Annotated in this window: 15 protein-coding genes; 3 read left to right on the top strand and 12 right to left on the bottom strand. The window is 45.3% G+C overall.

The annotated features are described in order from the left end of the window. Window position 1: 1 nt before the first annotated feature. A complete protein-coding gene (gene nrfA, locus ACYIA1_RS01415; protein ID WP_480334144.1) occupies window positions 2-1,486 on the bottom strand; it encodes an ammonia-forming cytochrome c nitrite reductase in 1,485 nt (494 codons plus the stop codon). Window positions 1,487-1,504: 18 nt separating this feature from the next. Then, window positions 1,505-2,095, bottom strand: a complete 591-nt coding sequence (gene nrfH / locus ACYIA1_RS01410; RefSeq protein WP_008781009.1) for a cytochrome c nitrite reductase small subunit — start codon at window positions 2,093-2,095, stop codon at window positions 1,505-1,507. Between the two features lie 101 nt (window positions 2,096-2,196). Between nrfH and ACYIA1_RS01405 the strand changes: the two genes are divergently transcribed. Next, window positions 2,197-3,030 carry an OmpA family protein gene (locus ACYIA1_RS01405; RefSeq protein ID WP_011965889.1) on the top strand — a complete coding sequence of 278 codons (834 nt, stop codon included), beginning with the start codon at window positions 2,197-2,199 and terminating at the stop codon, window positions 3,028-3,030. A gap of 54 nt (window positions 3,031-3,084) precedes the next feature. Here ACYIA1_RS01405 and ACYIA1_RS01400 read toward each other — a convergent pair whose 3' ends face one another. From ACYIA1_RS01400 to ACYIA1_RS01375, 6 genes are all read right to left on the bottom strand, one after another. Then, entirely contained in the window at window positions 3,085-3,636 is a 552-nt protein-coding gene (locus ACYIA1_RS01400; RefSeq protein WP_122370082.1) for an MshD, read from the bottom strand. A 1-nt stretch (window position 3,637) separates the two neighbouring features. Next, complete coding sequence (locus tag ACYIA1_RS01395; RefSeq protein WP_146375915.1) at window positions 3,638-4,186, bottom strand: hypothetical protein; 549 nt, start codon at window positions 4,184-4,186, stop codon at window positions 3,638-3,640. Between the two features lie 153 nt (window positions 4,187-4,339). Next, window positions 4,340-5,563: a sugar MFS transporter gene (locus tag ACYIA1_RS01390; protein WP_480334141.1), complete on the bottom strand. Its 1,224-nt coding sequence runs from the start codon at window positions 5,561-5,563 to the stop codon at window positions 4,340-4,342. Window positions 5,564-5,571: 8 nt separating this feature from the next. Further along, on the bottom strand, window positions 5,572-5,922 hold the full coding sequence (locus ACYIA1_RS01385) for an L-rhamnose mutarotase (RefSeq protein WP_005865653.1): 351 nt from the start codon (window positions 5,920-5,922) through the stop codon (window positions 5,572-5,574). 43 nt (window positions 5,923-5,965) lie between these two features. Next, on the bottom strand, window positions 5,966-6,592 hold the full coding sequence (locus ACYIA1_RS01380) for an NUDIX hydrolase (RefSeq protein ID WP_034532374.1): 627 nt from the start codon (window positions 6,590-6,592) through the stop codon (window positions 5,966-5,968). Window positions 6,593-6,598: 6 nt separating this feature from the next. Then, complete coding sequence (locus tag ACYIA1_RS01375) at window positions 6,599-8,062, bottom strand: DUF4153 domain-containing protein (RefSeq protein ID WP_217773417.1); 1,464 nt, start codon at window positions 8,060-8,062, stop codon at window positions 6,599-6,601. Window positions 8,063-8,410: 348 nt separating this feature from the next. Here ACYIA1_RS01375 and ACYIA1_RS01370 point away from each other — a divergent pair, with 348 nt between their 5' ends. Both ACYIA1_RS01370 and ACYIA1_RS01365 read left to right on the top strand, forming a co-directional pair. Beyond that, window positions 8,411-8,839 carry an Hsp20/alpha crystallin family protein gene (locus tag ACYIA1_RS01370; protein WP_005855288.1) on the top strand — a complete coding sequence of 143 codons (429 nt, stop codon included), beginning with the start codon at window positions 8,411-8,413 and terminating at the stop codon, window positions 8,837-8,839. 87 nt (window positions 8,840-8,926) lie between these two features. Next, window positions 8,927-9,409, top strand: coding sequence for a ferritin (locus tag ACYIA1_RS01365; RefSeq protein ID WP_005865648.1), 483 nt, complete (start codon window positions 8,927-8,929; stop codon window positions 9,407-9,409). Between the two features lie 82 nt (window positions 9,410-9,491). Here the strand turns inward: ACYIA1_RS01365 and ACYIA1_RS01360 are convergent, their stop codons facing one another. From ACYIA1_RS01360 to ACYIA1_RS01345, 4 genes are read right to left on the bottom strand one after another with little or no spacing between them, the layout of a single operon-like run. Next, complete coding sequence (locus ACYIA1_RS01360) at window positions 9,492-10,271, bottom strand: SGNH/GDSL hydrolase family protein (protein ID WP_121962498.1); 780 nt, start codon at window positions 10,269-10,271, stop codon at window positions 9,492-9,494. After that, a complete protein-coding gene (locus ACYIA1_RS01355) occupies window positions 10,258-11,151 on the bottom strand; it encodes a glycine betaine ABC transporter substrate-binding protein (protein ID WP_250788347.1) in 894 nt (297 codons plus the stop codon). Before ACYIA1_RS01355 ends, ACYIA1_RS01360 begins: the two co-directional genes overlap by 14 nt. 28 nt (window positions 11,152-11,179) lie before the next feature. Continuing rightward, on the bottom strand, window positions 11,180-12,013 hold the full coding sequence (locus ACYIA1_RS01350; RefSeq protein WP_009276815.1) for an ABC transporter permease: 834 nt from the start codon (window positions 12,011-12,013) through the stop codon (window positions 11,180-11,182). Beyond that, on the bottom strand, window positions 12,010-13,236 hold the full coding sequence (locus ACYIA1_RS01345; protein WP_480334136.1) for a quaternary amine ABC transporter ATP-binding protein: 1,227 nt from the start codon (window positions 13,234-13,236) through the stop codon (window positions 12,010-12,012). Before ACYIA1_RS01345 ends, ACYIA1_RS01350 begins: the two co-directional genes overlap by 4 nt. Between the last annotated feature and the right edge of the window lie 38 nt (window positions 13,237-13,274).

Here is a 13,274-nt window from a genome sequence, read left to right as displayed (position 1 = left end):
ATCAAATGTTCTTCGCTAAACGATTATTTTCTTGCGCCTCTTTCACCCATTGAGGAACGATCGTATTCAGGAATTTTTCCTTGGCGGTACGTTCAGCGGCCATATCCAAACCGATATATTGCTGAGCCTTTTCTTTCGTAGAGAAGTCCGGCATCGGAACATCATCCGTATAACCTAATTTCGCTAACACTTTCGCGGTAGCCAGACGAGCCTGCATCGCCTTATCCAATCCATTGCCTAATATCCTTTGAATCTCTTGCGGAGCGTGGAACGCGCCACCATGAGAAGCCACGCCGAAATCCCAACGCCATTGTGCCTGACGGATCAGTTTCAATACATCTTTCATCTGATCCTCGGTAGCCCCCTTATCCCACGCAAACTTCGCCTCGATATGCGCTTTCGCCAACTCGGTCTCCAAACGGTTACGCATCTCGTTCGCCTTATTCTGACGCTCGTACACATTATTGCGTAAGGTCTCCTCGCTCTCACGGTGGCAAACCTGACACGTACGGTCGATCATAGCCAACGGGCTTTGGATATGGTGGTCACTATATTTCACGCCCCCCTCGCTCTTATACGGCATATGGCAATCGGCGCAAGATACACCCCGCTGCGCATGGATACCCATCTGGGAGATCTCATAATCCGGATGCTGTGCCTTTAAAATCGGAGCACGGCTTAGCTTATGCGTATAATCGGCGAAACCGGCCTCATCGTAATAAGCCTCCATATCCTCAACCGTAGAACCTTTATCCCAAGGGAAAGTCAAGTATTTACCATCACCCTTGAAATAATATTCCACGTGGCATTGCGCGCAAACCAAGGAACGCATCTCTTGTTGAGTCGCTTTCGTGATGTCCTTGCCTTGACGCTGGAAAGCCTCGATCAAAGCCGGGCGACTGATATGCAGGTTCATATTCTCCGGCTCATGGCAATCGGCGCAACCGATCGGATTCACGATCTCTTTACCCAGAGAAGCCCATTTGCCCTTATAGAAATTATCCACGCCCATCGCTTGCATCATACGGGGAACATCCGGGCTTTTGCAAGTCCAGCAAGTAGCCGGTTGCGGCCCCTCGTTCTCTGTCATCGGAGCGCCTACACGCAACGTGTTACGCATATCCTCGATCGCATGCATATGCCCTCTCGGGGTAGAATAATCCTTAGAGAAAGCGTAACCAGCCCAAAGGATCACCATTTCCGGACGAGCCTCCAGAACATCGACCGCCTGATTTCCATTGTATAAACTCTTGAAACTCGTATCCACCGTAGCCTCCCAAGTCTGGTACTCACGTGGATAATTCGATTCGAACTTATCATTGCGAGCCTCGATTCCTGTGATCTCCGTCTTCTTATTATTCATTACGCTAGTGACCTCCGCATGTCTCTCGTTCACGGAAGCAGCGATCATACCCAAAACAAAAACAACGACCATGGTTCCTCCAAACAGCAACCAACCTTGCCATGATTTTAATTTCTTTTCCATAACTATACTGATTTATTATTATTTACTTAGCATATCTTTTAACCAGTCCGGCGATACGGACTTCGGATAAGGCACCAACGCATTCGGTGTAGAAGACAGGCTGTTCGTACCTCCGTGCGGCACCTCGCGATGGCAATCCCAGCAAGCTTTCCCTTCTCCCGCCATTGCCATCTCATGATCGATCCTTCCGGTATTCACGAATTCCGTATTCAACTGCGTATGGCAACGGATACAGTTATTCATGATTACCTCCGCGCTCTCGTCGATCGCCTGTATCACTTGCGGTTCCCCTCGCATCATGAATACCGAGGCATGGCGCATTCCGTCCATACCTTTGAAGAACCACTTCTTCACGGCGTTCTCGTGCGGCACATGGCAGTCGTTGCAAGTGGCGTTACGGCTGTGCGAGCTATGATTCCATGTAGCATAATAAGGGCCCATAATGTGGCAATTCACGCAAGTAGCCGGGTCGTCGGACAAATAAGTCCACGCCCGGGAAGCATATAAGGTATAAGACCCCAGCCCGCAAAGGACACCTCCGGCTATGATAGCGGCTAGTTTCCAAGTTCTTGTCGGGAACAGCGTTTGTATTATTTCTCTTATTTTCATACCGCTGATTCTTTAATATTGGTTTATGAGACACAAATATCCTAAACTTGCGTGTAGGAAATTGTAATAAATATTACATTGCACGAAATTTTATGCGTAAAATGAAAAGATTGTTATTTATCTCGGTCTCCGCACTCCTTTTATGTTCTTCGTGCGTGAGTAAAAAGAAATACCTCCTTGCCGAGAACGGCCGGTTGGAGGCGATCGGACGTGGCGACGCCTTGAAGGAGGAATTGATTAAATGCAAGGACGATAACGACGCGCTCAACAACCGGATCGCCGCCTTGATAAGGGATACGACCACAATGGGGCGTGATATCCGTAATTACCAGACCATGTTGAATACCAATATGGGTGAGCAGGACAAGCTGAATGCCTTGTTACAGCAAAAGATGAGTGAGCTGGACGAGCGTGAGCGTACCATCAACGAGCTACAGGATATGATGAACGCACAGAACGCAAAGGTACAGAATTTGTTGAGTAGCGTGAAAGACGCTTTGCTGGGTTTCAACAGTGATGAGCTGACCGTAACCGAGAAGAATGGTAAAGTATATGTAGCCATGTCGGATAAGCTTCTGTTCCAATCGGGTAGCGCAAAGGTCGATAAACGAGGCAAGGAAGCGTTGGCTAAGTTGGCCGAGGTGTTGAATAAGCAAAACGATATAGACGTTTATATAGAGGGCCATACGGACAGCAAGCCGATCAATACCGCCCAATTCAAGGATAATTGGGATCTAAGCGTGATCCGTGCGACCTCCGTAGTGCGTATCCTTACCAAGGATTACGGGGTGAATCCGCTACAGATACAACCTTGTGGTCGTGGGGAGTTTATGCCGGTCGCTGATAACGAGACCGCCGATGGGCGTAGCAAGAACCGCCGTACGGAGATCATCATGGCTCCTAAGTTGGATAAGTTGATGCAGATGTTGCAGTGATAATGTATTGTCAAGCTCCGGGTATTATCTACTGCCGGAGCTTGGCTAAAACGTTCACTCTTCCAAATGATAGACAACACACCGATACCTCAATTCCGATGGTTTACAAGGAATCCATACATCCATATCCTCTCCATTCGCGGAACGAATGATATGGAGGAGAGCCGTATCATACATATCTGTCCTTTCCCCGACAGAGACCGATCCCCCTTGAGCGCACGACCGGATATGGAACTGAACATCCGCAAGATCATATACCTCAGATCTAAGATAAGGATAAAAACCTATTATTGAACTCAATGTATCCTCCCAAACCCAAATACTATTTCCATCATCCTGATACGTATATTCCGTCCTTACCACATAGGACTTATAGGTGTAAGAACCCGTATAACCAAACTCATCCCCTACGTTATAAGGCAAACGCCCTTCACTAGTAGCCAGCTCATGCGCAAGAGTGAACCCTACAATATCCAAGGTATCACCACTTACGATCTCTATCGTCGGTTCAGAATGCAAATCATCCTTACCGAGATCTTCCACCCGTGAGCAAGCCACATTAAGGCCCATCATAAAAGCTAGACATACAACTATTAAATGTCTCATATCATTCTACATTTTTTAATTGATCAAAGTCTTCTATTCGGAGATAACGCCACCGCAACTCCTCCGGTCGTACAGGAAGCCAGCGATCGATCTTCTCTCCATCTGAGTTCTTCTCTACATATATTAAATAGGTACACGCCAGCACTTGCTTCTTATCCTTTTGCACGCCAAACGTACTGATAACGAAGCCATACGAACTCAAATCCTCCGAGAATCCAGCTTTCTCATCCCAAAAGTGTCCTATACCTATGTCATAAATGCTATCTTCCAATAAAACCACCCTTGCCTCATACGAGAAATAGAGATAAGAGGCATTCATATCAAACTCTCGCGCAACATCCCCGGGCAATGTTCCCCATTTCGCGTCATACGCCTCACAAGCCGTGAAGCCCTTCACCAATATGGAATCCATCCCTAAGTCACCCCCCAGATGAATCGTATCCGGCCTTGAATATAAAGTCATCTGATTAGCGATTTTAACCTCATCATCCCCACAACCAGCCAGAAATAGAGCTATAAATAGCCCACACAAAAACAAACCTTTATTCATATCCACTCTCTTTTATTTTATTTAAAATGAAAACGATATAGATAAGCAGATATTACTTGAGCGTAACATTTATCCCATGAAACCCAAGCCTTCATACACAAGCCATACTGGTTTATTATCCGGATTCCATAAGTAAAAAACAGCATTCCAAATTTATCGATTACATTTGATAGCGAAATACAAGATATACAAGAAAGCGATCAACGGGACGATGAAACCCAGCGCCATATTCTCCTCGCCGATATATCCCATCAGCATCGGACTGAAAGCGCCGCCGGCGACTCCCATCACGATATAAGAAGAGGCTTTCTTGGTATAAACGCCCATACCTTCCAGCCCCAAGGCGAAAATCGTAGGGAACATGATGGACATGAAGAAAAAGGATAAATAAAGAGCGTATAGCGAAAGCGTACCTACGGAAGCCACCACCAAAGCCATACAAACGGCACTCAACAAAGAATACCAAGTCAGCAAGCGGCCCGGAGCCAACCACTTCATCGTAAAACTACCGCTCAAACGCCCGATCATAAACAAGGCCATTCCACCGAATGCCAAAATACGAGACGCTCGCAAATTACTGATACCCGGGTCCATCTCCGTCACGTAATTAATAAAGAACCCGAAGATTCCCGTCTGCGCGGCGCAATAACAGAATTGGGCGACCACGGAACGTACAAACTGCCTACGTTTCCATAGGAAGGCAGCGGGTTTCTCCTCGACAATAGCGGTCACCTCCTCCTCTTCTTCCGGCTTAATTTCCGGCAACTTCGTGAAAAAGAAGAGCAACGCTACGAACAAGACGATACCACCTACCAAGATATAAGGTTTAGTCAACGCCATCGAATCTCCCTCCGGTGCCCCGAATATCAACAAACCACCTACCAAAGGCCCTAATATCCAACCTAACCCATTAAAAGACTGGGATAAGTTCAGCCGTTGGGCAGCGGAAGCGGACGGCCCCAATATCGTAGAATAAGGATTCGCCGCCGTCTCCAAGATACAAAGCCCGCAAGCGATCACAAACAAGGCGATCAGGAAAGGCGTAGCCGAATGCAAGAAAGCCGCCGGGATAAACCCGAAAGCTCCGATAGCGAACAATAGCAAACCCATGATAATCCCTTTCCTATATCCGTAACGTTTCATGAACGCTCCCGCCGGCAACGCCATCAAGAAATAAGCGATATACGTAGAGAATTGCACCAAGCCGCTCTCCGCCTTGGTCATCGTGAAGACTCCTTGGAAATGCTTGTTCAGCACATCCAAGAGTCCGTGGGCGAATCCCCAAAGCAAAAACAAACTCGTGATCAAGATAAACGGGACCAAATAAGATTTCCCTCCCGGGGCGGCCACCAGCGACTGTTTCTTTTGTTTTTCCATCCTTCCGTCTATTTACTCGCGCCCGGCAATTTAAACATACATTCCATTAACTGCCATTTCTCCGACGAGGAACTTCCCGGAACGGCTTTCTGATACTTCGCCACGAAGTCCTCCCATTCCGCTTGCTTATCCATCGTCGCCAAACGGGCGAACGACGCATCCCAATCAAAATCATCGGGCGTCTCCACGATCATGAACAACCGGGTTCCCAAACGGTAAATCTCCATATTCAAGATCCCTACCGCACGGATTCCTTCCGGTATCTCCGGCCAGATATGTTCCGGCGAATGCCAATAGCAATACTCTTTTATCAACTGCTCGTCCTCTTTCAGATCCAAGGTCTGACAATATCTTTTCATAACATTGTTTTTAAAATGAAGTCGCAAAGGTACAAAAGTATCCTTAATCCAGATAAACATCTTCGCCCGGATGCTTATAATAGGCGTACATCCGTTGGATCTGCTCCGGCAGCACACGCTCCAAGGACAACGGGGGCAACTCCTCCAATCGAAAGAAGCCTTTCCCCAAGATATCGAAGGTCTCGGTAAACGACCCGCCCTTCAACTCGCAAAGGATAAAAAACTTATATACATAATAAGGTATAGCGGGATGCGGATGCTTGCTCATATCCATCACGGCCAGCAAGCGGACCGGAAGCACATCCAAGCCCGTCTCCTCTTTCACCTCTTTCGCCGCTACCTCTTTCGGGGAATACCCCACATCGCTCCATCCGCCGGGCAACGACCAACATCCGTCCATTTTCTCACGGACCAGCAAAATCTCGTCTTTCTCGTTAAAGACAACCGCACGGATATCGACTTTCGGGGTTACATACTCTTGGGCCGGGCGGTAACCACTCGCCACATCATCGGGCTTCAATCCGGTAGCCAGAGCCGTTATCTCATCACTTAGGCGGCTCAACTCTTCATAACGTTCCGTATCGTACTCGCTTAATGAATAAACCAACCCCGTCTGAGACAAGGCCCGGATACGCTGGGCCAATAAAACCAACTCCTTACTTCTAGACATACAATTTTACTGTTTTAGATAACATGATCCTATGATATAGTTAATATGATTGGCGGAATCTCTCCGCAAGTCTATCGCCTCCAAAATAATGGCGGATGAATCCAGATCGATCCGGAGAAGATCGGGATAGACGGACTCTGGGATAGGAGCCAGCCGCGAAAGCCCGACTTTCCGCAATTGCCCGTCCAAAAAACCATCATAGGATTTTTGATAGACCAAGACATCCTCTTCATCGAAAACCGCGATCGTATCATTCTCCGCCACTAACCGAGCAGCATCGCTCATTTTATAACTCCGTAAGCTCTCCATCGTATTATATCCCCGGATATCAATGGGCTTATCCGAGGAAATATGAATACACTCCACCTCCCAAGCCTTCTTCATCGGATCATCTTTTCGAGACATTTGGGAGATATGTTCAATATTTTTGGCCGTCATCCCCGGGATATAAGTTACGCTCGCCAGCAAAAGGATCGCCCAACAGGCTACGTATAAATAAGATGCCCAACGTTTGACGGAAAATAAAACGGCAGCCCCGGTCAATATCAACCCCACGACAACTAAATAAACCCTTGGTTCGGTAAACCCATACTCACGAATCCGATAAAGCGTGCCTATCCAAAACATCACCAACGCCGGAAACACGGCAAGGCTGGCATGATCATAAAACCAATCGTAATACCTCCGGGTAAGAAAAACCTGACATCCTTTTAATATAAATGCGGCGGCAGTAAAACTTACCACTATAGAAGCAACCGCTCCCTTAGGCAATGACCACAGGACAGCGATCTTAATAAAATACAGATACAAGATCACCGCATAAATAAGCAATGCCGGAGAAAGCACATAGTTTAGCAAAACATCAAATAGCTTGCTCTTGAAAGGAAGCCAAGATCGCTCCCTTCGTTCATTAAACATCAAGAACAATAGTGGGAAAATGATGCTAAAAACGACAAAGGCCGTATAAGCGATTATTCTTTCTGCCTCATCTTGCCAGATCTCGAAAATATATTGGATTGACTTATAGATCGATCCGGATAACAGATAAATAACCACCGAAAGCCCGCCCGCATATAAAAGCGACCGGACAAAGAAAAGCGTATTTTCCACAAAGCGCTTGTTATCTTTCATCCATCCACTTCCCAAATAAACGAGTATCACAATGATCAACGAAACCAGATGCGTAGAAGAGAAAGATCGCTCTACCGGCATCATTAAAAAAGGAATCCATAACAACGCCGAGAAATAATACAACAAACGTCTCCTCATCCTCGCGCAACACCTGTTCAAGGTATAAACAAACAAGAAAACAACTGGCATATACTGTAGTACCATGTCGAAAAAACTACCCTCGCTTTCATAATCATAACATCCCATCGCACAGGCCAAAACCGAAAGCGACACCTCTACCGGATGGCTCTGTACCGCAGCTTTCATTCGCAGTCCAAACAGCTCTATCTTTTTTCTCATATACGAACCGATTTACTATTAAAAACGTCTAAAGATAAAAGTTATTATCCAACCCGTCATTCTATCGTGCCAAAATAACGTATATTATGCCAATATTACAGATTTCCGTTTCATTGTATTTTATTCCAGTTTCTAAAAGATATTATTCCCTGCACCCGCATCCCCCGAATCATAAGTTCCCCATGCGTGGGTTAAACCTTATTCAATCTCTTTTATCCGCATTAACACACACATTATCAGATTGGCATGCCATTTGAAGTATCTATAGCGAATTCGAGATTAAAAAGGACGAGTTCAGAAATAAGAATAGTAAATAGAATGTTTAACTAATAATTGGAGGACTGTATTATGACACCGATGAGAAGAAGTCAAAATTGGTTACCGTATGTATTCAATGATTTATTTGACAACGACTGGATGATAAAAGCAAACTCTACAGCTCCAGCCATCAACGTGATAGAATCCGATAAGGATTATCGAGTTGAGGTAGCCGCTCCCGGTATGACGAAGAATGATTTCAACATCAAGATCGATGAGAACAACAACTTGGTCGTATCTATGGAGAAAAAAGAAGAAAAGAATGAGGATAAGAAAGACGGACGCTATCTGAGACGCGAATTCTCTTATAGCAAGTTCCAACAAACCATGGTTTTGCCTGACAATGTAGAGAAAGACAAGATTGAGGCGAAGGTTGAGAACGGCGTCTTGAGTATCAGCATACCGAAAAGAACTGAGGAAGAGGCTAAAATGGCCGAGAAAGTAATCGAGATCAAATAACCTCGATACACTTTCCTTCGTAAAAACTCAACAAAACCGATAATGGCTTGTTCTATTTATAAACAACATAAAATAGAATAAGCCATTATGATTTTAAGCAGAAAATTATCAGATGCTCTCAACGAGCAAATCAACATGGAGATGTGGTCATCCAACCTATATTTATCCATGTCGGTACATTTCACTCAGATAGGGCTGGATGGTTTTGCGCATTGGACGTTAAAACAATCGCAAGAGGAACTTGAACATGCCTATAAAATGATCGATTACTCAATCAAGCGTGGCGGACAAGTGACGATCGGAGTAGTTAATTCCGTTCCTACAGCATGGGGAGAGCCGTTGGAGATTTTCCAGCATATCTACGAGCATGAGGTGCATGTATCCGGATCAATCGACAAGATTGTCGATATCGCTTCCGAAGAGAAAGACAAGGCGACACAAGATTTCCTATGGGGCTTCGTCCGAGAGCAGGTAGAGGAAGAGGCTACAGCGAAAAATATTGTCGAGAAACTTAAATTATACGGAGAACATCATGCCGTATTAATGGATCATCGATTAGGAAAAAGATAAACGAATACCTGCTTGTCATGCCTATAAATGGGCCTAAAAAGCCATGTCGTCTTCTTGGGATGGCATGGCTTTTTTATAGAGATCAAAGCCCTAAAGCCTGACGAATCGCCTCACTCCACAATTCGCCTAACCGGACCGCTCCTTTCTCATTCGGATGAAGATAGAACACTCCGGCGTTGCCCTTCTCCGCTTGGAAATCCGTTAAATGTTTTTCCTTAAAGTAATCAAATCCTTTCGTATCTCCCAGAAAGACTTGTCCGGGAAAATGAGACGCATAATAATCGACTAATCGTTGTATTTGCGGATAATAATCTTGGAGCCTTCGCAAGCCTTCTTCCAAATATTTAGCTCCATTATACGTATTCGGGCTATACCATAAAGGACGATGTACCACAATACGGCAATTCGGGTATAAAGCTAATAAGCGATTGATAATTGTCTTCATGTTCTCATAATACCGCTCGGGCGCTACCGGGCAGCCGTTCGTGCCTTCTATCGCGCTATCGTTCGTCCCCAGCATAATAGAGAACACCAAATCCGCCCAAGTCTCATCCTTAAATTTATCGGCAGCACGTACGGCCCACGGGAAGAGCGTATTCGTATCCGGCAAATAATCAACGGTAGTACAGCCGCTCTGTCCTCTATTGGAATACTTGACCGAAGCCACTTCCGGGCACTTGCTTAAAAACAACGCAGCCTTTACAGGAGGCGCATCATGGACAGGCTTCGGTAACCCGGCGCCAAACGTGATACTATTCCCGATAAATACGATATTCACATAACGTTTATTGTTTGCGGCTGAAGCAGACCAACACATAACGATACTTATTAAAATACATATGACTCCCTTAATTTGTCTCATGGCTCCCATTCAATTGATTCTCCTGCGAAGGTAAGAATAATTTGATTATCTCGGGATGTTTTTCAAGCCAAGCACGGGCTGATCGCAATTCCGTACGTGTCCCGTCTTCCATATAATACATCAATTCGCTCAGTTGTTCATCGGTTAACTTAAAGTTCTTGAAAAAAGAGGCTGCATATGGATCTTTCTCAGAGAATCCTTTCGTAGCGATAACCTCGATATGCTCCGAGTCTCCAAATTCCTCTTTCGGGTCTTCCAAGAATTTTAACGGATAACGTGAGAACATCCAATGAGGGGTCCATCCGGTAACCACGATCCATTCGTTCGCATCAATCGATTTCTTCAAGAAAGCAACCATCGTAGCCCCACTGGAAGATTTCAAATCAAAATCCAAAGAATAATCTTGAACCGCCTTATCCGCCGAGTTCATCAAACCGGCGCCGGCATCGATCCCTATAATCTCACCTTTAAATTGATCTTTATGGGCATTCAAATCCTCGATGGAACGAATGGTAACGTACTCCGGAACTACCAAGCCCAATTTCGCATGCTCATAAACCGTTCCGAGTGTCTCAAGCCGGTCCCCGTATTGTTCCATATAATCCGCATGGGTCACCGGTAACCATGCATCCATGAACACATCCGCTTTTCCCGAAGCGACAGAAGTAAAGATCGGGGCAATATCCGCATTTTTTAATGTTACCCGATATCCTTGATCCTCTAATATCACTTTGGCTAAGTTGGTCATAGCAATGCCCTCCGCCCAATTAGCGTACGCTATCGATATTTTCTTTCGATCCTTGCTATCCACACAACTGAAAATAAATTGCAAGGTCACCAAAAGCATACAGCATCCAATAATAATCGTAAATCGTCTCATATATCTATTTCTTTCTTTTCTATGTTTCTTATTTCTTTTGTTTATTCACTTTACCTTTCGCCCAGCCCTGCGTAATACGATCCAAGATAATAGCCAAGATAACGACCGCTATACCTCCTTCGAAACCTAAACCTATTTTCATTTGGGTAATTCCTCGCAAGACAATCTCACCCAATCCTCCTGCCGAGATCATGGCCGCTATCACTACCATAGAAAGTGAAAGCATGATCGTTTGATTCACTCCCGTCATGATCGTTGGCAAAGCCAATGGCAATTGCACCTTATAGAGTAACTGAGTGGAAGTAGCGCCAAATGAGCGGGTAGCCTCCACAATATCGGCCGGGACTTGACGGATTCCCAGATCGGTCAACCGCACAACCGGAGGCATGGCAAAAATTACCGTTGCAAAGGCGCCGGGTACCGGACCTAAACCAAAAAACAAAACGGCTGGTATCAAGTAGACGAAAGCGGGCATCGTTTGCATCAAATCCAAGACCGGATGGATGATCTTATCCGCCCGGTCACTACGTGCGGTCCAAATTCCTAACGGAACTCCGATCATCAAGGCGATAATGGTAGAAGACAGTACCAAGGCCAAAGTCTGCATCGTTTCCACCCAGAAACCCATTCCGTAAATTAACAATAGACCCAATGCCGTGAACACGCCGACTCCTTTTCCTGCCTTGAACCAAGCCAACAATGCCAAGCCCAAAATCATCACATAAAACGGAATCCAAGTCAGCCCATCTTGAAAAGTATCGATAAATCCTCCGACCCCATCATTTATCACATCAAAAAAACGAGCGAAATGCTCAGTCAGCCAATTAATGGCAATCTCTATATATTTTCCTATATTTATCATAATTCTATCGCATTTTGAACAATTTGATCTATTTCCTCTTTATCCTTCCCCGTCATCTCGATTATAATCGATGAAGTAGAAACCAAGCCAGCCAATTGGTTGGCCTCATTAACGACCGGTAAGGCCTGCCGGATCTCCGGTAACAAAGGAAGCATATCCTCAACCGTCGTGTTTTCCAGAACCGAAGGCACCTCTTTCATCACAATCGATGAGAGATCATGATTCCCCGCTTTCCGAAGAGCCAAGACATCTTTCAAACGAACCTCGCCCAGAAATTGCCTATTCCCATCCACGACCGGCAATACATATAAGTTTTTCTCTTTCATTTTCCTCAACACGGTCTCCGGGCCATCTTTACGGATACGAGCGAAAACCGGCTGGGTTATCATAATCGATGAGGCCGTAACGATACGTCCACGATCTACATTTTCCGTAAATCTAGAGACATAATGATTGGCCGGATCTGTCAAGATCTCCTCAGGGGTACCTACTTGCACGACCTCCCCGTCTTTCATAATGGCGATACGATCCCCCAACTTAATCGCCTCGTCAAGATCATGCGTAATAAAGATGATCGTTTTTTGCATCTTCTCTTGTAGTTTCAATAGCTCATCCTGCATCTGTACACGGATCAATGGATCTAAGGCAGAAAAAGCCTCATCCATCAAGAGCACCTCGGGATCATTCGCGATCGCACGGGCCAATCCGACACGTTGCTGCATACCTCCAGACAACTCGCTAACCTTCTGGTTCTCGTATCCTTTTAACCCTACTAGGGCTACACTTTCCACAGCTTTCTGGTCTCTTTCTTTTTTAGGAACCCCTTGTAACTCCAAGCCAAAAGCGATATTACTCAATACCGTGCGATGGGGCAGCAATCCAAAATGCTGGAAAACCATAGCCATTTCCTTACGCCGTATATCCAATAATTCTTTATCCGAGGAAGTCGTTATGTTTTTTCCGTTGATAAAGACTTCTCCCAAAGAGGGTTCGTTCAATCGGTTAATACAACGTAACAGCGTAGATTTTCCACTTCCGGAAAGTCCCATTATCACAAATAACTCCCCTTCCTCAATCTTTAGGTTCGCATTACGTACAGCTACCGTGCAACCCGTTTCTTTCAAAATGTTTTGTTTACTTTTTCCCGCTACTAGCATTCTTTTCGCACGCATTTTCTCCGGGCCGAAAAGAATAGATAAATTCTTTATTTCTATTTTCGTCATATAAAATCCTTGATTACAGGTATGATACAAAAAGATTA

It is taken from the genome of Parabacteroides sp. KHUB-02 (genome assembly GCF_056640955.1).
This window is presented reverse-complemented; position numbering and strand designations above follow the sequence as displayed.